This window comes from Mesorhizobium sp. WSM3860 (assembly GCF_002294995.1).
Classification (GTDB): domain Bacteria; phylum Pseudomonadota; class Alphaproteobacteria; order Rhizobiales; family Rhizobiaceae; genus Mesorhizobium.
Genome location: NZ_NSGF01000015.1, coordinates 41982 through 63453, shown reverse-complemented (window position 1 = coordinate 63453; position 21472 = coordinate 41982). Strand labels below are relative to the sequence as shown.

Annotated in this window: 19 protein-coding genes and 1 pseudogene; 12 read left to right on the top strand and 8 right to left on the bottom strand. The window is 64.6% G+C overall.

Annotated features, from left to right (window positions below; genetic code table 11):
* Positions 1 to 26: 26 nt before the first annotated feature.
* Both CK220_RS22070 and CK220_RS22065 read right to left on the bottom strand, forming a co-directional pair.
* A complete protein-coding gene (locus CK220_RS22070) occupies positions 27 to 374 on the bottom strand; it encodes a hypothetical protein (protein WP_095813560.1) in 348 nt (115 codons plus the stop codon).
* Positions 375 to 503: 129 nt separating this feature from the next.
* Positions 504 to 1406 (bottom strand): GntR family transcriptional regulator, encoded by a 903-nt coding sequence (locus CK220_RS22065; RefSeq protein ID WP_095813559.1) that lies wholly within the window; start codon positions 1404 to 1406, stop codon positions 504 to 506.
* A 252-nt stretch (positions 1407 to 1658) separates the two neighbouring features.
* Here CK220_RS22065 and CK220_RS22060 point away from each other — a divergent pair, with 252 nt between their 5' ends.
* From CK220_RS22060 to CK220_RS22035, 6 genes are all read left to right on the top strand, one after another.
* The gene (locus tag CK220_RS22060) at positions 1659 to 3164 is read left to right on the top strand and encodes an altronate dehydratase family protein (protein WP_095813558.1); all 1506 of its coding nucleotides are present in this window, start codon (positions 1659 to 1661) and stop codon (positions 3162 to 3164) included.
* Positions 3165 to 3208: 44 nt separating this feature from the next.
* Positions 3209 to 4207, top strand: a complete 999-nt coding sequence (locus CK220_RS22055) for an aldo/keto reductase (RefSeq protein WP_095813635.1) — start codon at positions 3209 to 3211, stop codon at positions 4205 to 4207.
* A gap of 195 nt (positions 4208 to 4402) precedes the next feature.
* On the top strand, positions 4403 to 5398 hold the full coding sequence (locus tag CK220_RS22050) for an ABC transporter substrate-binding protein (protein ID WP_067004132.1): 996 nt from the start codon (positions 4403 to 4405) through the stop codon (positions 5396 to 5398).
* Between the two features lie 153 nt (positions 5399 to 5551).
* On the top strand, positions 5552 to 7105 hold the full coding sequence (locus tag CK220_RS22045) for a sugar ABC transporter ATP-binding protein (protein ID WP_095813557.1): 1554 nt from the start codon (positions 5552 to 5554) through the stop codon (positions 7103 to 7105).
* A complete protein-coding gene (locus tag CK220_RS22040; RefSeq protein WP_095813556.1) occupies positions 7102 to 8067 on the top strand; it encodes an ABC transporter permease in 966 nt (321 codons plus the stop codon). Before CK220_RS22045 ends, CK220_RS22040 begins: the two co-directional genes overlap by 4 nt.
* A gap of 68 nt (positions 8068 to 8135) precedes the next feature.
* Positions 8136 to 9155, top strand: coding sequence for a zinc-binding alcohol dehydrogenase family protein (locus CK220_RS22035; RefSeq protein WP_095813555.1), 1020 nt, complete (start codon positions 8136 to 8138; stop codon positions 9153 to 9155).
* A 135-nt stretch (positions 9156 to 9290) separates the two neighbouring features.
* Here the strand turns inward: CK220_RS22035 and CK220_RS22030 are convergent.
* The 4 genes and pseudogenes from CK220_RS22030 to CK220_RS22015 all read right to left on the bottom strand — a co-directional run.
* A pseudogene (locus CK220_RS22030) lies at positions 9291 to 9538 on the bottom strand (UTRA domain-containing protein); the annotation flags it as partial.
* Positions 9539 to 9578: 40 nt separating this feature from the next.
* Positions 9579 to 10430, bottom strand: a complete 852-nt coding sequence (locus tag CK220_RS22025) for a sugar phosphate isomerase/epimerase (protein ID WP_095813554.1) — start codon at positions 10428 to 10430, stop codon at positions 9579 to 9581.
* Between the two features lie 211 nt (positions 10431 to 10641).
* On the bottom strand, positions 10642 to 11829 hold the full coding sequence (locus tag CK220_RS22020) for a Gfo/Idh/MocA family oxidoreductase (protein WP_095813553.1): 1188 nt from the start codon (positions 11827 to 11829) through the stop codon (positions 10642 to 10644).
* 159 nt (positions 11830 to 11988) lie between these two features.
* Entirely contained in the window at positions 11989 to 13044 is a 1056-nt protein-coding gene (locus tag CK220_RS22015) for a sugar phosphate isomerase/epimerase (RefSeq protein ID WP_095813634.1), read from the bottom strand.
* 401 nt (positions 13045 to 13445) lie between these two features.
* Here CK220_RS22015 and CK220_RS22010 point away from each other — a divergent pair, with 401 nt between their 5' ends.
* The 4 genes from CK220_RS22010 to CK220_RS21995 all read left to right on the top strand — a co-directional run bounded on the left by CK220_RS22010 (position 13446) and on the right by CK220_RS21995 (position 17266).
* Positions 13446 to 14333 (top strand): sugar phosphate isomerase/epimerase, encoded by an 888-nt coding sequence (locus tag CK220_RS22010; RefSeq protein ID WP_095813552.1) that lies wholly within the window; start codon positions 13446 to 13448, stop codon positions 14331 to 14333.
* A gap of 61 nt (positions 14334 to 14394) precedes the next feature.
* Positions 14395 to 15564, top strand: a complete 1170-nt coding sequence (locus tag CK220_RS22005; protein ID WP_095813551.1) for a mandelate racemase/muconate lactonizing enzyme family protein — start codon at positions 14395 to 14397, stop codon at positions 15562 to 15564.
* Between the two features lie 2 nt (positions 15565 to 15566).
* Complete coding sequence (locus CK220_RS22000) at positions 15567 to 16283, top strand: FadR/GntR family transcriptional regulator (protein WP_095813550.1); 717 nt, start codon at positions 15567 to 15569, stop codon at positions 16281 to 16283.
* A gap of 5 nt (positions 16284 to 16288) precedes the next feature.
* The gene (locus tag CK220_RS21995; protein ID WP_095813549.1) at positions 16289 to 17266 is read left to right on the top strand and encodes a hydroxyacid dehydrogenase; all 978 of its coding nucleotides are present in this window, start codon (positions 16289 to 16291) and stop codon (positions 17264 to 17266) included.
* 19 nt (positions 17267 to 17285) lie between these two features.
* Here the strand turns inward: CK220_RS21995 and CK220_RS21990 are convergent, their stop codons facing one another.
* The gene (locus CK220_RS21990) at positions 17286 to 18581 is read right to left on the bottom strand and encodes an amidase (protein ID WP_095813548.1); all 1296 of its coding nucleotides are present in this window, start codon (positions 18579 to 18581) and stop codon (positions 17286 to 17288) included.
* 113 nt (positions 18582 to 18694) lie between these two features.
* Here CK220_RS21990 and CK220_RS21985 point away from each other — a divergent pair, with 113 nt between their 5' ends.
* Positions 18695 to 19042, top strand: coding sequence for a GFA family protein (locus tag CK220_RS21985; RefSeq protein ID WP_095813547.1), 348 nt, complete (start codon positions 18695 to 18697; stop codon positions 19040 to 19042).
* A gap of 61 nt (positions 19043 to 19103) precedes the next feature.
* Here CK220_RS21985 and CK220_RS21980 read toward each other — a convergent pair whose 3' ends face one another.
* Positions 19104 to 20318, bottom strand: a complete 1215-nt coding sequence (locus CK220_RS21980) for an MFS transporter (protein ID WP_095813546.1) — start codon at positions 20316 to 20318, stop codon at positions 19104 to 19106.
* 168 nt (positions 20319 to 20486) lie between these two features.
* On the opposite strand from CK220_RS21980, the gene CK220_RS21975 reads away from it, so the two are divergent.
* Positions 20487 to 21455, top strand: a complete 969-nt coding sequence (locus CK220_RS21975) for an AraC family transcriptional regulator (RefSeq protein ID WP_095813545.1) — start codon at positions 20487 to 20489, stop codon at positions 21453 to 21455.
* Positions 21456 to 21472 lie beyond the last annotated feature (17 nt).

The following is a 21472-nucleotide window of genomic DNA, read 5'->3' as shown; positions in this document are numbered from 1 at the left end:
CCGCGAAAGGTTTCGCGGGTTTTTCGTCAGACTGCGGTCGGCGGCGCCCGCGGATTGACCGGAGAGCGGTCGCGGGCAAAATCGAGATGCCGGAAGGCCGGAGGCGGGAAAGCGACCGCGTCGAACACCAGCACCCTGGCAGGCCCGCCCGTATCCGGCGGCGGCAGGTGCGCCGGCGAAACCATGCTGCAGCCAGCCAAGCAGCAGGCTGGCATATGCTGCTGGTGCGGATCGCTGCCCGGAAGCTTGACCGCCCCGTCATGCGTGCAGATGACGTTGCCGAAGGCATCGAGCTGCGAAGGCGCGCCAAACGCGAAGGCGCCAAGCGCCGACTGCAGCAACAGCAGCAGCGCCGCGACGAACGCGGCCGGCATGCTCCATCGTCTCAGCCGGATATCCAAAAAAACCTGCCTCTTTCCAGCAATTCGACTGACCCTAGCATGGGGCCGGCGGCCGGAAAATCGGCAAAACCGCGCTGCGGCAACGCGGCGCGATGCGCCTGATCAGGCGGGCTGCACCTGCCGCCCTTCCGGAATGGAGCTCAACAGCGTCTGGCGCGCCGACTTCAGATGCTTGCGGCAGGCGGCGTCCACCTTGGCGGGATCGCGCGATTTCAGCGCCGCGATATAGGCCAGATGCTCCTGGACCGCGACCTCGTTGCGCTCGCGTTCCTGCGCCTTGTTCCATTGGTAGTGGTAGTGGAAGATCATCGCGATCACATCGTAGAAATCGACGATGAAGCGGTTGTGCGAGGCGCGGTGGATCAGCCGGTGGAAACGCTCATCGAGCTCGGAGAATTCGTTGAAGCGCGTCGCGATCGCGCTGGCCAGTTGGCGATGTTCGATCTCCAGCCGGTCGAGATCGGCCCAGACCGCGCTATCCTCCGGCAGCGCTGCGAAGGCGGCGGCCGAGCGCAGCTCGAACATCTCGCGGATCTCGGTCAGCTCCAGCGCGAAGGCGCGGGTGAAGCCCTTCAGCACCCAATGGCTGTTGCGCCGCTTCTCGATCAGGCCGAAGCGCGAGAAGCGGATCAGGAACTCGCGCACGCTGGTGGTGCCGACGCCGATCTCGCGCGCCAGCTCGAGCTCGTTGATCTGCATGCCTGCTTCTGCGCCGCCGGCGAGCAGCCGGCGCATGAAGGAGCGCTCGATGATCTCGGCCAGCGAGTCGGTCTCTTCCTCGGGGAAGAAATCTTCCGGCTTCGGCGCCCGCAGCACCGTCTTACTGCGCTTGTTCCAGGCGATCAGCCCGGTTTCTTCCATGCGTGAAAGAATGCTGCGCACCGTGGTGCGGCTGACGCCGAGCAGCGTTCCGAGCTCGGGCTCGGACGGCAGGCTCCTGGTTTCGTCGAGCAGCCGCAGTCCGCGGTTGAAGGCGTCCTTATAGACGTTGTTGCTCTTCGACATGCCCCGTATCCCCCAACGCTTGCGGCCGCCGGCCGGAAGCGCGATATGATCGGTGTTCCTAGCGCAAGCCTCCGAAATGCGGAACGAATTTCGCCGGCTTTGCCAAAACGGGCAGCCATGCACCCGAAGACGCACGGCGCGCGGTGAAAAAACAATTGACGCAAAAATGTTTTTTCACGATAAAAGACATTATCCTCAAACGTTCGCATGTCAATCCGCCCACACTCCCAGGTTTACCCAGGACAGCCGCCCGTGAACGCCGCAAACACCATTCTTCTTTCCCCGGCCGACAATGTCGCGGTCGCCAATGGCCGCATCGAGATCGGCGCGGCGCTGCCCGGCGGCGCGGTCGCGGTGGCGGCGATCGATCCGGGGCACAAAGTTGCGATCAAGCCGATCGCGGCGGGCCAGGCGGTGGTGAAATATGCGCAGGCCATCGGCCGCGCCACTCAAGCCATCGCGCCGGGCGAGCACGTCCACTCGCACAATCTTGTCTTCGAGAGCGGCCGCTTGCCGGTGGTGCCGCCGAGCGAGGCCGAGCACGCCACCGAGGCGGACCGCACGCGCACCTTCATGGGCTATCGCCGCGCCGATGGCCGCGCGGGAACGCGCAACTTCATCGGCATCATTGCCAGCGTCAATTGCTCGTCCACCGTCTGTCATGCGATCGCCGACGAGGCCAACCGCACGCTTTTGCCGAACTATCCAGGCATCGACGGTTTCGTGCCGATCGTTCACGGCCAGGGCTGCGGCATGAGCGCCACCGGCGACGGCATGATGGTGCTGCACCGCACGCTCGCCGGCTATGCCCGCCACCCGAATTTCGGCGGCGTGCTGATGGTCGGCCTGGGCTGCGAGGTCAACCAGCTCACCCTTTATGGCCAGAAGGGCGTCGCGGCGGGAAAGCGGCACTTCAACATCCAGGAGGCCGGCGGCTCGCGCAAGTCCGTCGAGCGGGCGATGGGCGTGCTGGCCGAGATTGCCGAGGAAGTCGGCCAGTTGCAGCGCGAACCGATCCCGGTCAGCGAGATCGTCGTCGGTCTGCAATGCGGCGGCTCGGACGGCATGTCCGGCATCACCGCCAATCCGGCACTGGGAGCAGCGGTCGATATTCTGGCTGGCTGCGGCGGCATCGGCATCCTGTCCGAGACGACCGAGATCTACGGCGCCGAGCATCTGCTTGCCTATCGCGCCGCCTCGCCCGAGATCGCCGCCAAGCTCGACGGCTTTGTGAAATGGTGGGAGGACCATACTGCCAAGCACGGCGCCTCGATCGACAACAACCCCTCGCCGGGCAACAAGCGCGGCGGCCTGACCACCATCCTGGAGAAGTCGCTGGGTGCTGTTGCAAAGGGCGGTCAGACGCCGCTCAACGGCGTCTTCGGTTACGCCGAGAAGGTCAGCGGCAGCGGCTTGGTGTTCATGGACACGCCCGGCTACGATCCGGTCTCGGCCACCGGCCAGGTGGCGGGCGGCGCCAATGTCATCGTCTTCACCACCGGCCGCGGCTCCTGCTTCGGCTGCCGACCGACGCCGTCGATCAAGGTCGCCACCAACTCGACCATGTATCACCAGATGGAAGAGGACATGGACGTCAATTGCGGCGTCATCGCTTCGGGCGAGAAGACCATCGCCGGCATGGGCCGCGAGATCTTCGAGCTGATCATCGAGACGGCGTCCGGCCGCAAGACCAAGAGTGAGGCGTTCGGCTACGGCGACAATGAGTTCGTGCCCTGGCATCTCGGCGCGACGCTCTAAACATTCGAAACAACCGCCAGTCGAACGGCAAGAGGGAGGCTTTGATGAACAAACGCCGGATCGGCACGACCGCGCTCGAAGTCACCGAAATCAGCTTCGGCGGCGCCGCCATCGGCGGCCTTTATCGCGCCTGTCCGCGCGAGCCCGCAATGGAAACGCTGCAGACGGCCTGGGACGGCGGGCTGCGCTACTTCGACACCGCGCCCTTCTATGGCTTCGGCCTGTCGGAGCGGCGCACAGGCGATTTCCTGCGTGAGAAGCCGCGGTCCTCCTACGTGCTCTCGACCAAGGTCGGCCGGCTGTTCAGGCCGGTGCCGGAGGACCAGGTTCCCGATCATTCCTATGTCGATCCGCTCCCCTTCGCGCTCGACTACGACTATTCCTATGACGGCATCATGCGGTCGGTGGATTTTTCCTACGCCCGGCTCGGCCTCAACAGAATAGACATCCTGTTCGTCCACGACGTCGGCGTCTACACGCATGGCGTCGAGAAGACGAAGCTGCATTTCCGACAGCTGATGGATGGCGGGCTGAAGGCGCTGGAGGAGCTGAAATCGTCCGGCACGATTTCCGCCTACGGCCTTGGCGTCAACGAGGTCCAGATCTGCCTCGACGTGCTTCGCCGCGCGCCGCTCGACTGCATCCTGCTCGCCAGCCGCTATTCGCTGCTCGACCGCAGCGCCGAGGCCGACCTGCTGCCGCTATGCCGCGAGCGGCGGACCTCGCTGATCATCGGCGGCGTCTTCAACTCGGGCATATTGGCGACGGGACCGGTACACGGCGCGCATTTCGATTATCTGCCGGCGAGCAAGGATATCCTCGACCGGGTCGACGCGATGGAAAAGATCGCGGCACAAGGCGGCTACCCGCTGGCCGCTGCCGCGTTTCAGTTCCCCCTGCACGAGCCTGTCGTCGCCTCGGTGCTGACCGGCACGGCCAAGCCCGCCAATCTGACACGCAATCTCGACCTGCTCGACATCAATGTGCCGCTGGCGGAGTTCACCAAATACGATCCTTACACGGTCGTCCAGCAGCTTGGCTGAGATGCGGAGAACCCGGCAATGCCAATCAGCCGCCACTCCGCCTCACGCAAACGGCATCAGACACCGCTTGCATCGATGAGGGCAATGCACTATCAAAAAGCGGCAAATGTTTTTTATTGATAAAGTTCTGTTTGGCTCGCGCCTATCCAGATGGAGCTTCCGAACCTTCACCGGGCGACCTTAGGGAGGAACCTAATGAAATTTGTAACCAGCCTTCTCAACCGCCGCGCCTTCGTGGCTTTAGCCGCCGCCTCGATGCTCGCCGGTGCGATGCATTCGGCACCGGCCTCGGCGGCCGACGTGACCATCCCGATCATCGTCAAGGACACCACTTCGTTCTACTGGCAGATCGTGCTGGCCGGCGCCCGCAAGGCCGGCAAGGATCTCGGCATCAACGTGCCGGAGCTCGGCGCCCAGGCCGAAACCGACGTCAACGGCCAGATCTCGATCCTCGAGAACGCCGTCGCCGGCAATCCGGCCGCGATCGTGATAGCGCCGACGGAGGCCAAGGCGCTCGGCAAGCCGATCGACGAGGCGGCGACCAAGGTCAAGGTCATCGGCATCGACTCCAGCGCCGAATCCAAAGCTTTCACCTCCTTCCTCACCACCGACAACGTCCAGGGCGGCCGTGTCGCGGCTGACGGTCTCGCCGCCGCGATCGGCGCCGCCAATGGCGGCAAGGTCGAGGGCAAGGTTGCGCTGATCACCGCGCTGCCCGGCGCCGGCTCGCTCGAGCAGCGCGCGCAAGGGTTCAAGGAACAGCTCAAGGCGAAATATCCCGGCCTCGAACTGGTCGCCGACAAATATGCCGACGGCCAGGCCACCACCGGCCTCAACATCGCCACCGACCTGATCACCGCCAATCCGGACCTCAAGGGCATCTTCGCCTCGAACCTGATCATGGCGCAGGGCGTCGGCCAGGCGATTGCCGAGAACAACCTCGCCGGCAAGGTGGCGTTGATCGGTTTCGACAGCGACGAGAAGCTGATCAAGTTCCTCAATGACGGCGTCATCTCCGGCCTCGTCGTCCAGGATCCATACCGGATGGGCTACGACGGCATCAAGACCGCTTTAGCAGCCTCGAAGGGCGAGAAGGTCGAGGCCAATGTCGACACCGGCGCCAACCTCGTCACCAAGGACAACATGAAGGATCCGAAGATCGACGCGCTGCTCAACCCGAAGCTCAACTGATCTTCGCGACAATCGTTTCCGGGGCTTCGCCGCCCCGGAAACATCGCCGCGACTGTTTGGAAATCCGCCGGCTTGCTTTAGGCTCCGCCTTCTAGATGCGCGCCAGACGCATCACTGCGTATCCAACGATTGGATCAATCTGGGAGGATTGTCATGACTTCGACGGCGCAGGAACTGCACCCGCCCCCCACGCTCAAACCGGGCAGGACCATCCTCGAGCTGAAAGGCCTGGAAAAGCGCTATCCCGGCACGCATGCGCTGAAGCCGGTCGACCTTGCCTTCAAGTCGGGCGAGATCCACGCCATCGTCGGCGAGAACGGCGCCGGCAAATCGACGCTGATCAAGCTTTTAACCGGCGTCATGCCGCGCACCTCCGGCGAAGTCATCTGGGAAGGTAAACCCGAGGCGCTGGCCACGCCGCACGAGGCGATGGCGCTCGGCATCAATGCCGTCCACCAGGAAGTGGTGCTCTGCCGCCACCTCACCGTCGCCGCCAACATGTTCCTCGGCGAGGAGAATTCGCGCTTTGGCCTCTTGCAGCAGCGCGCCATGGTGAAGGAAGCGCAGAAGATCATCGACGGCCTCGGCTTCGACCTGCCCGCGCATGTCATGCTCGGCGATCTCACCATCGGCCAGCAGCAGCTGATCGCCGCCGCCCGCGCCACCGTACGCGGCACAAAGTTCCTGATCTTCGACGAGCCGACCGCCTACCTCACCCGCAAGGAGGCCGACCAGTTGTTCAAGCTGATCCGCCGTCTGAAAGGCGAAGGCGTCACCATCATCTATATCAGCCACCGCATGGAGGAGGTGTTCGAGCTTGCCGACCGCGTTTCGGTGCTGCGCGACGGCACGCTCGTCGGCACCCGCAACATCGCCGAGACCAGCGAGCCGGAACTGGTCAAGCTGATGATCAACCGCTCGATCGAGCAGATCTACCACAAGGAGCATTTCACGCCGGGCGCGACGATCGTCGAGACGCGGAATCTCTCCGGCAAGGGGTTCGAGAACGTCTCGGTGACCGTCCGCGCGGGCGAGATCGTCGGACTTTACGGATTGATCGGCGCCGGCCGCAGCGAGTTCGTCACCACACTTTATGGTCGCCACAGGAAGTCGGCCGGCCAGATCCTGTGGCAAGGCAAGGAGGTGCAAGTCAACTCCGAGCATGACGCGATAAGGCTCGGCATGGCGCTCGCCCCCGAAAGTCGCCGCGACCAAGGCCTTTGCCTCAACCTGCCGGTCGGCACGAATCTCAACCTGCCGATCTACAAGCGCATCTCGAGCAATCTTCTGATCTCCGGTTCGCGCGAGAAGGCCGAGGCCGAGCGCCAGATAGCCGATCTCAGGATCAAGACGCCCACGCGCCATGCGCTGGCCTCCAGCCTGTCGGGCGGCAACCAGCAGAAGATCGTCATCGGCAAATGGCTGGCGCATGGCGCCAAGCTGTTCATCTTCGACGAGCCGACGGTCGGCGTCGATGTCGGCACCAAGGCCGAGATCTACCGCCTGTTCTCGACGCTTCTGTCCAAGGGCGCCGGCATCATCCTGATCTCATCCTACCTGCCGGAAGTCTACGAGCTCGCCGACACGCTGCATGTGTTCCGCCGCGGCAAGCTGGTGGCGACGCACGGCTTCCGCACCGCCAGCCACGAGGACATTTTGGGCCAGGCGCTGGCCGAGAAACAAGAAAAGACGGGAGGACAAAAATGAGCACCGAGGCGATCCCCGCCGAAAAGCCCAAGCGCAACTTCAACGCCCTGTTCGGGCTCACGCTGCTTGGCCTTCTGCTTCTGATGTGGATCGTGCTGGCCGTCGCCACGCCGTCCTTCGCCACGGCGCTCAACATCACCAATCTATTGCGCCAGGGCTCGCTGATCGCCATCCTCGCGGTCGGCCAGACCTTCGTCATCATCACCGGCGGCATCGACCTCTCGGTCGGTGCCGTGGTCGGCTTCACCACCGTCATCGTAGCGCTTCTGATCAATGCCGGCTGGCCGATCTGGGCGGCTGTGCTCATTACTTTGCTCGCCGGCGTCGCCATCGGCCTGTTCCACGGCTTCGGCATCGTCAAGATGGGCTTGCCGCCCTTCATCATCACCCTGGCCACCATGACGTCGCTGCGTGGCATCGGCCTCTTGATGACCAACGGCAATTCGATCTCGATCAACAGCGACCCCTTCCAGGCCTTCTCGCGCGGCTCGCTGCTCGGCATACCCTACCTCTTCTGGATGGTGATCCTGGTCGCGATACCGTCCTATGTCTTCCTGCACCACACGCGTTGGGGCCGTTACCTGTTCTCGGTCGGCTCCAACGCGGAGGCCGCGCGCCTTTCCGGCGTGAACGTGCCGCGCACCATCTTCATGGCCTATATCCTGTCCGGCCTGCTCGCGGCTTTCGTCGGTGTGCTGCTTGCGTCGCGCATCGGCATCGGCAACCCGACGCAGGGCGACACCTATGAGCTGCAGGCCATCGCCTCGTCGGTGATCGGCGGTACCTCGCTGTTCGGCGCCATCGGCTCGGTGCATGGACCGCTGATCGGCTCCTTCATTCTTTCGACGATCAACAACGGCGCCAACCTGCTCAACGTCAACACCTTCTGGCAGCGCGTCATCACCGGCCTGCTGATCATCGTCATCGTCTACTTCGACGGCCTGCGCCGTCGCGGCAAATAATCGTCCCTGAAATGACGCGTCGGTCCCGACCGAGCGGGCCGACGCTCCCTTGAACACTGGAACAGCGCATGAAAGCCGTCGTCTGCCGCTCGCCTGGCGACCTTGTTCTCGAAGATCGCGCCGAACCCGGCGCGCCGCCGCCCGGCTGGGCGCGGATCGCAGTCAGCCATGTCGGCATCTGCGGCACCGACTATCACATCTTCGAAGGCAAGCACCCATTCCTCGCCTATCCGCGCATCATGGGCCACGAGGTATCGGGCACGGTCGTCGAGAGAGGCGAAGGCGTAGAGCTCGCCGTCGGCGAGGCGGCGATCATCAACCCCTATCTCGCCTGCGGCAAATGCGTTGCCTGCCGGCACGGCAAGCCGAACTGCTGCGTGAAGATTGAGGTGCTCGGCGTGCATCGCGACGGCGCCATGTGCGACGAGATCCTGGTGCCGGCACAAAACCTTTATCCGGCGAACGGCCTGTCGCTGGCCGATGCCGCCGCCGTCGAATTCCTCGCCATAGGCGCACACGCCGTGCGGCGCTCGCTTAGTGCGCCCGGCCAGCGCACGCTGGTCATCGGCGCCGGTCCGATCGGCCTTGGCACGGCGCTGTTCGCCCGCATCGCCGGACTCGATGTCAGCCTGCTCGACATGAGCACAGAACGGCTCGGTTTCGCCGAAAGCGAGCTCGGCTTTACCGCGCTCGACGGCTCGAAAGCGCCGGCAGCCGATCTGGTACGGCAGGCCTCCGGCGGCGAAGGCTTCGACGTTGTGTTCGACGCCACCGGCAACACGCAGTCGGTGCAGTCCGCGTTCGCCCATGTCGCGCATGGCGGAGCGCTGGTGCTGGTCAGCGTCGTCAAGGACGACATCACCTTCTCCGATCCCGAGTTTCACAAGCGCGAGATGACGCTGGTCGGCAGCCGCAATGCGCTCAGAGCAGACTTCGACCATGTCGCCGCCTCAATCCGCAACGGCGCCGTGCCGCTGGAGAAACTCGTCACCCATCGCACCACGCTTGCCGATACGCCGCGCGATCTCGCACGGTGGGCGCGTGAAAAAACCGGCTTGATCAAGGCCGTCATCGAGGTGGGGTCATGACATGACAGGCGGTGAACCCGGCCTGAATTGAAGGCGCTTCTCAAACGCCAATCCGCTGACAAGTAAGCGCGACCGAGCTGGTCTGTTATCAGCGTGAGTCAGGTAAATCACGGTCTCGCATAAGGCCGGCGATCCCTACAACGCCGACAACTTCAGCTCCACTCGCTCCGCCGGGAACCGCGACTCCGCGAACTGGATCGGCTGGCCGTTCAGCTGACATTGACGGCGACGGTGACCAGCACGATGGCGCCGAGCTGCAGGTCGGGATCGGCAACGTCGTCGGCATCGGCGTGGCGTGCCGACAGCACCGTCGAGTGTCTCAGATAATCGTTGATGCCGAAGCGCTTGAGCGAGGCGGTGATCGATCCCGTCTCCGCCATCGCCGTCTTTTGCTCCGCCCGCGGATGATGACGAAGGGAGGACCTAAGCGGCCTTCTTCCACCCATCCCTGATATGCTTGTACCCTTCGCGATAAACGGCTTCCGGGCTCTCGGCAAAGTCGCGCCACACCTTCGTCGCCGCCGCCAAATCCTTCAGCGAGCGCCCAAACGCCTCAATGGTGAGCCAGTCGTCATAGCCGCTCTTGCGGATGGCGGCGAAGGTTTCCTTCCACGGAATATTACCCCGTCCCGGCACGCCGCGGTCGTTCTCCGAAATATGGATATGCACGACGTTCCGGCGATTGCGGGTATAGGCGCCGATCGGATCGGCCTCCTCGATATTGGCGTGAAAGGTGTCGTACATCGCCTTGATGTACGGATGGTCGATCGCGTCGATATGCTCGGATAGATCGTCCATGGTGTTCACCAGATAGCATTCGAAGCGGTTGAGCGCTTCGAGCCCGATGGTGACGCCCCTCTTGCCGGCATGGTCGCCGATGGCGCGTTGCGAGGCGATTGAGCGCTTCTTCTCGGCCGCTGTCGGCCCGCTGCCGGAAAAGGCGCCAAGCGTCGAATGCAGCGGCCCGCTCAGCCTGTCCGCACCGAGCGCCGCGCTGCAGTCGATCGCCCATTTCATGTAGTCGGTGCCGGCTTTGCGCGTTGCGGCATCGGGCGAGATCAGGTTCATCGCCGGGTCGCCCATCGCCGAGACCGCGCTGCGCTCCAGTCCGATGCGGTCGAGCATCTCGCCAAGCTTCTTGTAGTCATCCGGTTCGCCCGCGAAGACTGGTATCTCGACACCGTCGAAACCGGTCGCCTTGATGTCCTTCAGCAGCGCCCCGTGCTTTTTCGAGACGCTCGTCGTCCACAAGAACATGCACATGCCGATTTTCATCAACACCCCTCCCTCTGGCGGCCAACCTCTTGCGATAGCGGGCCACACCTCATCCGGCCGCTTCGCGGCCATCTCCCCGAGGGGAGAAGAGGCAGACACCGGCGTCGATCACCTCCTCCCCAAGGGGAGAGGCCGGATTACCCCGAATTGCCCTTCGCAATTCGGGGTAATCCGGGTGAGGCGGATTCCGCCTTTGACGACGCGGACACCCCTAGAGCTTGGTCCACGCCCCGTTCTTCTTCGACGACTTCACGCAGGCCTCGATGAAGGCCATGCCTTCGACGCCGTCCGCGATCGTCGGGAAGGCGACATCCTTGGCAAGCTTGCCGCCTTTCTTGCGCGCCGCGCGGATGGCGCGGGCTGCCTCCTGGTAGATGTTGGCGAAGCCTTCGAGATAGCCCTCCGGATGGCCGGACGGCACGCGGGTCACGCGCGCGGCCACGGGCATCGCTCCGGCGCCTGCCCGGGTCAGCAACTGCTTCGGCTGGCCGAAGGGCGTGTACCAAAGATAGTTCGGGTCGGCCTGCACCCATTCCAGCCCGCCCTTCGAGCCGTAGATGCGCAGCTTCAGCCCGTTCTCGTGCCCCGGCGCCACCTGGCTCGCCCAGATCATGCCCTTGGCCGGATGCTTATTGCCGACCGGCTTGAAGCGCAACAGCACATTGATGTTGTCGTCGAGCTGGCGTCCCGGCACGAAGGCGTCGAGATCGGCCGAAAGCGAATCGAGCTCCAGCCCCGAGACGAAGCGGGCGAGGTTGTAGGCATGCGTGCCGATGTCGCCGAGCGCGCCGCCGGCGCCGGCCTGCTTGGGGTCGGAGCGCCATGAGGCCTGCTTCTGGCCGGTCGCGGCGAGGTCTTCGGTCAGCCAGTCCTGCGGATATTCCGACTGCACGATGCGGATGTCGCCGAGCATGCCCTTGGCCACCATCTCGCGCGCCTGCCGCACCATCGGATAGGCGGTGTAGTTGTGGGTCAGCACGAACACCTTGCCGGTCTCTTCGACCAGTGCGGCAAGCTTCTTCGCCTCGGCGAGCGAGGTCGCCAGCGGCTTGTCGCAGATGACGTGGATGCCCGCCTCGAGGAAGGCTTTCGCCGCCGGCACATGCACATTGTTGGGTGTCACGATCGCCACCGCCTCGATCCCGTCGGGGCGCTTGGCCTCCGCCTTGGCCATCTCGGCATAGGAGCCGTAGCTGCGTGTGGGATCGAGCCCGAGTTCGGCAGCCGAGGCCTTGGCGCGCGCCGGGTCCGACGACAGCGCCCCAGCCACCAGCACGAAGTCGTTGTCCATGCGCGCCGCGATCCGGTGCACCGCGCCGATGAAGGCGCCCTGCCCGCCTCCGACCATGCCGTAGCGGATCGGGCCGCCTCCCGTTTCCGATTTCGATGCGCCGACCATGCTTTTGTCCCTCCATTGTCTCAGATATCCCTCCCCTTGAGGGGAGGGCGGCCCGAAGGGCCGGGTGGAGTCGATAGATGCCGAGCTCGACGCCCGGCGACCCCTCCCCGATCCGCTATGCGGATCGACCCTCCCCTCGAGGGGGAAGGTAAAGCGGTGCTAGATTCCCATCATCGCGCGCAGCAGCTTCTTGTCGCTGGTGGCGCCGGCGAAATCATCGAAAGCCCTCTCGGTGACCCGGACGATATGATGCTGGATGAAGGGCGCGCCTTCGGCGGCGCCGTCCTCGGGGTGCTTGAGGCAGCATTCCCATTCCAGCACCGCCCAGGAATCGTAGTCGTACTGGGTGAGCTTGGAGAAGATGCCGCTGAAATCCACCTGCCCGTCGCCGAGTGAACGGAAACGCCCCGCCCGGTTCACCCAGCTCTGATAGCCGGAATAGACGCCCTGCCGTCCGGTCGGGTTGAACTCGGCATCCTTGACGTGAAAGGCCTTGATGCGCTCGTGGTAGATATCGATGAATTCGAGATAGTCGAGCTGCTGCAAGAGGAAGTGCGACGGGTCGTAATTGATGTTGCAGCGCTTGTGGCCGCCGACCGCGTCGAGGAACATTTCGAAGGTCGCGCCGTCGAACACATCTTCGCCTGGATGGATCTCGTAGCCGACATCGACGCCGTTCTCGTCATAGACATCGAGGATCGGCTTCCAGCGCTTGCCGAGCTCGGCAAACGCCTCCTCGATCAGCCCAGGCGGCCGCTGCGGCCACGGATAGAGGTACGGGAAAGCGAGCGCGCCGCTGAAGCTCACCGACGCCTTGAGGCCGAGATTTTTCGATGCCTTGGCGCCGAATTCCATCTGCTCGACCGCCCATTTCTGCCGGGCCTTCGGATTGTTGTGCACCTCGGCCGGCGCAAACCCGTCGAACTGCGCGTCGTAAGCCGGATGCACCGCCACCAACTGCCCCTGCAAGTGCGTCGAAAGCTCTGTGATCTCGACGCCGGCATCGGCGCAGATGCCTTTCACCTCGTCGCAATAGGTTTTCGACGACGCCGCCTTTTTGAGGTCGAACAGCCGTCCGTCCCAGGTCGGGATCTGGACGCCCTTGTAGCCAAGCCCGGCCGCCCATTTGGCGATCGACGCCAGCGAATTGAATGGCGCGGCGTCGCCCGCGAACTGCGCCAGAAACAGGCCGGGACCCTTCATCGTCGTCGGCATCGGCATCCTCCCTCTCTCGTTTTCATGGACCAAGCATAGCGCCGATTGAAGCGAGGGCTAGCCTCTTCGATCGTTCGTATCGGCGCCGACAGGTAGCGGCATTCTGGTATTACCAAATCCGGCTATTTGGTCAAGCGGCCAGAAGCGGCTGGAGAGCGATCCGCACGATTGCCAAAGGGCAGCTTAGTCAATTAAAATCAACAGATTGACTGATGAGTCAGGCCCAATGGGCGGTCTCCTTGCCGTTCCTGTGTATTTGCTGTAGAGGTTCTGTCAGACCCAATTGGTAGAACCAGTTTCGAGAAAAACCGCTGGAACGCCGTGGGGAGGAGATCATGCGACGGGCTCAGTGGAGAACGCCGCGAAAAAACCTGACAGGCGAATTCTGGGAAGGATAGACCATGCATCTTTCGACGCACAACTGGATGCGGGCGGAGCCGCTGGAGGTGACGCTGAAGCGCATCAAGAAGTTCGGCTATGAGTCGATCGAGATTTCCGGCGAGCCCGAGCAGTACAAGACCAAGGAAACACGCGCGCTCCTGAAGGAGCACGGCATACGTTGCTGGGGCTCGGTGACGCTGATGCTGGGCGAACGCAACCTCGCCGCCAAGGACCAGGGCCAGCGCGAGCGATCGGTACAATATGTCAAGGACGTGCTGACCATGGTGAGCGAGCTTGACGGTGAGATCATCACGCTGGTTCCCGCCACCGTCGGCAAGGTGGTGCCCGACGGCACCGAGGCGGAAGAGTGGGGGTGGGTGGTGGACGCCACGCGCGAATGCTTCGCGCATGCCAAGAAGGTCGGCGTCAAGATCGCCGTCGAGCCGCTCAACCGATTCGAGACATATCTCTTCAATCGTGGTGCCCAGGCGCTCGCGCTCGCGGATGCGGTGAGCCCGGAATGCGGCGTATGCCTCGACGCCTACCACATCCACATGGAGGAATTTAACGTCTATGACGCCATCCGCCAGGTCGGCAAGCGCCTCTACGACTTCCACGTCGCCGACAACAACCGCTTCGCCGCCGGTCTCGGCCAGATCGACTGGCCGAAGATCGTCGGCACGCTGAAGGAGATTGGCTATGACGGCGCGCTGACCAACGAGTTCGTCGCGCCGGTCGACCGTACGCCGGCCGCCCCCTATCCGGAGATGGTGGAGCGCAACCCGGTCGACATCTCGCCCGAGCAGCTCAAATTCATCCAGGATCACGGCTCCAGCGTGCTCACCGAGAAATTCTACACCGACCAGATGCGCATCACCGCCGAAACGCTGCTGCCGCTGATCAAGTAGACGGACCGATTTGGAGCTTAGCCCTACCGTCCTCGCCGGGCGGCGGGGGCCGGGGATCAAGATGCGTATAAAAAGCGTCCAGGCCTGGTGGGTTCGCATACCGATCGAAGTCGCAAAGCAGCATCGCAGCGACTTCGGTCAGGTGACGACGTTCGACGCCGCCATCCTGCGCGTCGAGACCGATGACGGCCTGGTCGGCTGGGGCGAGGGCAAGAACGCCGCCGGCAGCGCCGGCAGCTATGGCGCGCTGGTCCACATGCTGAACCACGAGATTGCGCCGCAGCTCATCGGCCGTGATCCGGCCGATATCGGCATCATCTGGGAGATGCTCTACAACGGCGTGCGACACCACACGGCGGCCCATGCCGGCCATGCCATGCCCCAACTGGCGCGGCGCGGCATGAGCGTGGCGGCGATCAGCGCCGTCGACATCGCGCTTTGGGACATCCTCGGCAAGTCGCTGGGGCAGCCGGTCTGGCGGCTGCTCGGCGGCCGCAAGGTCGAGCGCATGCAAGCCTATGCCTCGGGCGGCTGGGCGCCAGCCGATACCATTGGCGACCAGCTAAAATCCTATATCGCCAAAGGCGGCTTCAAGGCACTGAAGATGCGCATCGGCGCTATGGACGGCGCGCCGCATATCTCGGCCGCGCGAGTCCGCGCCGCCAGGGAAGCGATCGGTCCTGATGTCGAGCTTATGGTCGACGCGCACGGCACCTACACCGTCGCCGAGGCCAAGCGCTTCATCAGCCTCACCGCCGATCTCGATCTGGCTTGGTTCGAGGAGCCGGTGATCGCCGACGACAAGCCCGGCATGGCCGAGGTGCGCGCCTCCGGTTCGACCCCGATCGCCACCGGCGAGAGCGAGGCGACGCGCTATGCCTTTCGCGATCTGGCCGTGCTGAAATCGGCCGACATCTTCCAGCCTGATCCCGCCTTCTGTGGCGGCATCAGCGAGGCGATGAAGATCGGCACCATCGCCAGCGCCTTCAACCTGCGCTTCGCGCCGCATCTGTGGGCCGGCGCGCCCTGCTTCTTCGCCGGACTGCATGTCTGCGCGGCTTCCCCGGCGACCTTCATCGTCGAATATTCGCTGGGCGCCAATCCGATGATCCACGATCTCGTCGAGGAGACTGTCGAAGCAAAGGACGGTATGATAGCGATCCCTGAAAAGCCCGGATTGGGTTTCACCGTTTCGGAGCGATTCCTGGAGGCGCACGCGCTACGCATTTGACGATGAAAGAAAAGAACCTTCTTGCGGAACTCGCCGCCTATCTGTTCTCCAACTCGGACAAGGAGTCGGGCCGCACGCCGTCGGAGCGCGAGCTGGCGGAACACTTCGTTGTCAGCCGCGGCCAGATCCGCGAGGCGCTTGCCATCCTCGAAGCGATGCGCATCGTCGAGCGCCGCGCCAAGTCCGGCATCTATATCGACACCAAGCAGGCAAGCGTAGAAGCGTTAGCGCTTTTCGCCCGCGCAGGCCTGCCGCTCGACCCGGTGCAGATCTACGAAACCGTCGAGCTGCGCAAGATCCACGAGATCAAGGCGGCCGAGCTTGCCTGCTCGCGCGCAACGGAAGAGAATTTCGAGCGGCTGCGTGAGATCCTGAAGGCTTCCGAAGAACGCATCGCCGCCGGCGAAGGCCTCGCCAAGGAGGACCGCGAGTTCCACCTCGAGATTGTGCGGGCGACCAAGAACGGCGTCTTCCACAACATCTGCAGCGTCTACTACCTGATGGGCGAGCAGCGCCTGCCGATCTATTTTAACGATCTGGAGCGCAGCATGCGCTCGCATGCCGAACACATCCAGATCTACGAGGCGCTGCTGCGCCGCGACGGCAACCTCGCCCAGGCGCTGATGAGTGCGCACCTGCAAGGAGCCGAGAGCTACTGGAAGGGGATCATCGAAGGTCGCTGGACCGAGCCGAAAAGCGCAGCGCTCGAAAAGGCCTGAGCCCGATGCGTAAAATATTGTCGACGCATCCGCTGCACCCGCGCGCCACGCAAATGCTGGCTGGGGCGGGCCGGCTGGCGATAGCCTCCGCGCTAGACGCCAAGACGTTGACCGCTGAAGCCAGGGACGCGGACATCGTTGTCGTCCGAGCGCCGCTGCCGCCGGAGCTGTTCGCAGGCGCGTCCCTGCTGCGCGCCGCGATCCGCCATGGCGCGGGGCTGGACATGATTCCGGTCGAGGCGGCCACCGCCGCCGGCGTGCTGGTGGCGAACGTGCCGGCCGTCAATGCCCGCTCGGTCGCCGAGCATGTGATGTTCACGGCGCTCGCGCTGCTCAGGCGATTCCGCGTGATGGATCGCGACCTGCGCGCCAAGGGCTGGCTTGCCGGGCGCGAGCACGCCAATTCGACCAGCGAGCTCGCCGGCAAGACGATCGGCATTGTCGGCCTTGGTGCCGTCGGTCAGGCCGTCGGCCACATTGCCGCGCACGGCTTCGATCTCAACGTCGTGGCGACGACACGCAGCTTGCGCCCGGCGCCTGAGCGCGTCGGCTTTCTGTCGATCGACGCGCTGGTCGAGCAGAGCGACATCATCGTGCTGTGCTGCCCGCTGACCGAGGAGACGCGCGGCCTGATCAGCCGCGAGCGCATCGCTCGCATGAAGCCCAATGCGCTGTTGATCAATGTCTCGCGCGGGCCGGTGGTCGATGACGAGGCGCTGATTGAAGCCCTGCGAAAGGGCCGCATCGGCGGTGCGGCGCTCGACGTCTTTGCGACCCAGCCGCTGCCGCCAAGCCATCCCTATTTCAGCTTCGACAACGTCATCATCACTCCCCATATGGCCGGCATCACCGAGGAATCGATGATGCGCATGGGCGTCGGCGCGGCCGGTGAGGCGCTTCTGGTGCTCGCCAACAAGCTGCCAGTCAACCTGCGCAACCCGGAGGTGACCGAGCACTATCGGCGCCGCTTCCCGGCCGACTGACTGCGCCGCTGCCACGATCTCAACCGCTCAGCAAAGCCTCTATCGCGGCGGCAATCGCTAGCAAGTGCCGATCGTGCCCATGCCTCGCCACCATCATCAGCCCGGCCGGCAGCTTCGTGCTCGGCATCGGCAGCGAGATTGCGCAGAGATCGAACTGGTTGGCGACCTGCGTGTTGCGCAACAGCAACCCTTCCGTCCGGTCGCGCAGCGCTTCGTCGCCGGCCATGGCGGCAATGGAGGGCGCGACTATCGGCACGGTCGGCAAGGCCAGCACATCGACCGTCTCCAGCCGTTGCGCCACCGCCGCCGCAAGCTCGCCGCGGCGGCGGATTGTGCGGATATAGGCTGAGGCGGGAACGGCCAGCGCGCGCGACAATGGCCCGGTGACATGCGGATCGACGGGCACGGACGTTTCGCTCGCCAGCCAGTCGGCATGCACCTCCGCGCCTTCCATGGACGCGATCGTCCCGCGCCTGGTAGCCAGACGCATCTCCGCGATGAGATCGTCGATGGAAAAATCGGAGGCGCGGGCGCCGGCCTGCCCGATCCTGTCGATGCAGGCCTCGAAAGCGCCGGCGACCTCGGGCTGCGTTTCGCCGAACAGCGCGCCGCGCGCAATGCCGATGCGCAGGCCGGCGATCGGGATCGGCTGAAGCGCAACCGGCTCTTCTCCGGCCATGATCGCGTCGGCAACCGCGCAATCGGCGACGCTTCTCGCAAGCGGGCCGATCGAATCCAGCGTCATCGACAGCGGAAAGGCGCCGGTTAAAGGTACGCGCCGGGCCGTCGGCTTGAAGCCGACGACGCCGTTGAGCGAGGCTGGAATGCGCACCGAGCCGCCCGTATCCGAGCCGATCGAGATTTGACTGCTGCCTTCGGCCACCGCAACGCCGGCGCCGGATGAAGAACCGCCCGGGATCAGGCTGGCATCCGCGGCATTGCCCGGTGTGCCGTAATGCGGGTTGTCGCCGATTGCGGTGAAGGCGAATTCGGTCATGTTGGTCTTGCCGAGGATCACCGCGCCCGCCCGGCGCAGCCGGCGCACGATCGCCGCGTCCTGCGCGGCGGGCGGAGCCCCGGCGAACATCAGCGAGCCTGCCCGGGTCGGCTCCCCCGCGACATCGAACAGATCCTTGATCGACACGATCACGCCATCGAGCGGCCCGAGGCAACCGCCGGCTCTTTGCCGCGCGTCGGCTGCATCCGCTGCGGCGAGCGCCGCTTGGGTATAAAGCTTGGTGTAGATCTTTTCGTCAGCCGCGCGATCGGCAAGACGTGACAGGATGATTTCGAGACGGTCGCGGGCGGATTGCATGTCGATGTCGGACTCCGCAGAGCTGCAACGTCTTTAAGGCAGCGGCCAACTTGGACGCGAAGCGATAATCAGCCAAGCGTGCGTTTGCGCCCGCCGATGGAGAGGAAGAACCGATGCTCTACAAAGGCAGCTGCCACTGCGGCAAGGTGGCGTTCGAGGTCGAGGGCGAGCTTGGCGGCGCGATACGCTGCAACTGCTCGATCTGCCGGCGCAAGGCTCCGCTGCTGTGGGCCGTGCCGCACGACAGCCTGCGTCTGGTCGCCTGGGGCGACGACCTTGGCCGCTACACGTTCGGCAAGGGCGCGCTCGTGCATCGCTTCTGCCGCACCTGCGGCATCCATCCCTTCGCCGAGGATGCCAGCCACGGCGCAGAGCGCAGCGCCTACATCAACATCAATTGCCTCGACGGCGTCGATCTCGCCACCGTCGAGGTTTTTGAGTTCGACGGCCGCTCGGCTTAGAGCAGACTGCATCGCGCTGCCGACAAGCCGGCCATATCGGCCGGCTTGTCGGCGTCCAAGACTATTCAGCCTGTTTCGGCCCGACGGCGAAAGTCACCAGCGCCCCGAGCAGCGTTGCCACGGCACCGTAGCCGAATGCGCTGGCGACGCCGGCCTGGTCGACCAGCACGCCGCCGAAAACCGCACCCAGCGCGATCGCCACCTGAAATGTCGCGACCATCAGGCCGCCGGCGCTCTCGGCCTGGTCGGGCGCGGCCCGCACCAGCCAGGTCTGCAGCCCGACCGGCACCGCGCCGAAGGCAAAGCCCCAGGCCGCAACCGCGATCGCCGCAATCACCGGTGAAGCGCCGAGGGTGAGCATGGCAAGCGCGGACACCGCGATCAGCAGCGGGGCCAATCCGACCGCAAGCTTCAGATTGCGCTCGGCCAGGAAGGCGCCGGCGAAATTGCCGAAGAAGCCGCCGATGCCGTAGGCGAGCAGAACCAGCGAGATGGTCTCGATCGGCATGACCGGCACCGTCTCCAGGAATGGCCGCACATAGGTGAAGCCGGCAAACTGTCCCGAGGCGACGAGCAGCACGACCAGCAGGGCGATGCGGATCGTTCGCCGCTTCAGTACCTCGATCAGCGTCCGAAAGCTTGCCACCGCCGTTGGCGGAAGGCTGGGGATGGTGGCGAGTTGTACAAGCAGCGTCAGCGCGCCGACGACCGCCGCGATCATGAAGGCCGTGCGCCAGCCCCAGATGTCGCCGACATAGGCCCCGACGGGCGCCGCGGTGACGGTCGCCACCGATACGCCGGTCAGGATGATCGACATGGCGCGCGGCATCAGCCGCATCGGCACCAGCCGCATCGCCATGGCAGCCGACATCGCCCAGAAGCCGCCGAGCGCGACGCCCAGGATCACGCGGGCCAGAAGCAGCATCATGAGCGAGGAGGCGAAGGCTGCAAGCAGGTTGGAGACGATCAGAAGCACGGTGAGCAGCCACATGACCAGCCTGCGGTCGAGCCGCTTGGTGACGATGGCCATCGTAGGTGCTGCGATCGCGCCGACGACGGCCGTCGCCGTCACGGCCTGGCCGGCGGCGCCTTCGCTGACGCCGAGATCCTGCGCCAGCCGCGTCAGCAGGCTGGCGGGCAGAAATTCGGCGGTCACCAAACCAAACACGCCGAGCGCCAGCGAGACCACTGCGGCCCATACGGGCTCGCTTCGCTCCTCGGCTTCGGTTCTATCGAGAACAGCGGCATCGATGGCGCCCGTGGCGGGTTCGGTCATGGGGAATCTCCGATCTGTTTTGCGCCATTTGAGAGACCGCCAGCTCGGGATCCACGCGTTACATACCTGGCGGGCGACGCCGTCGGTCGATTTGGTTGCGGCGCAACATTTGGCTGCAGTGCAACATAGGGAGTGACCGGCTGGCGTTTCCATGCTAGAAACGCCGAAATGAATTACAATTCGTCCAAAACCACATTGCCGGCGTCGGGCGATCCGCTGACCGACATGCTGCGCGGACTGCGGCTCGACGGCGTCGACTATGGCCGCTGCGTGCTGGGCGAACCCTGGGCCGTTTCCTTCCCCGCACAGAGGGCGGCGCGGTTCCATTTCATCGGCCAGCAGGGCTGCTGGCTGTACTCGCCGGCCAGGGAATGGATCGAGCTCTCGGTCGGCGACGCGCTCTTGATCCCGCGCGGCGACGAGCATGTGCTGGCCAGCGCGCCGGGCGTTCCGCCCGTACCGATCGGCCGCTACACGATCGAGCCGGTCTGCGAGAACATCTATGACGTCTCCAACGGCTGCGACGGCTGCAAGACCTTGCTGTTTTGCGGCAGCATGCATTTCAATCTCGACGGCTCGCATCCGCTGCTCGACATGATGCCTGACCTGATGCAGGCGCATAAGCTGATGGCGAACGCGCCGGGCATCCAGCATCTGCTCGATGCGATGGCCGGCGAGGTGACGATGGACCGGGTCGGCTCCGGCGGCATTCTCGCCCGCCTGGCTGACGTGCTCGCCGCCACAATCATCCGCTCCTGGGTGGAGAACGGCTGCGGCGACGCGACCGGATGGATCGCCGCGGTCCGCAATCCTGACGTCGGCAAGGTGCTCGCCGCCATTCATCTGCAGCCCGACCGCGATTGGACGGTCGAATCCCTGGCGCGATTGATGGGCGCGTCGCGCTCCGCCTTCGCGCAGCGCTTCGCCATCGTGGTCGGCGAGACCCCGGCCAAATATGTGCTGCGCGTGCGCATGCATCAGGCACGGCAATGGCTCGCCCGCGACGGCATGCGCGTTTCGGTGGCGGCGGCGAAGCTCGGCTACGATTCGGAAGCTTCCTTCAGCCGCGCCTTCAAGCGGGTGATGGGCATCGCGCCGAGCCACCTGCGCAACGGCGGCGGCGGCGAGCAATCCTGACGCCCGGCGATCGAGCT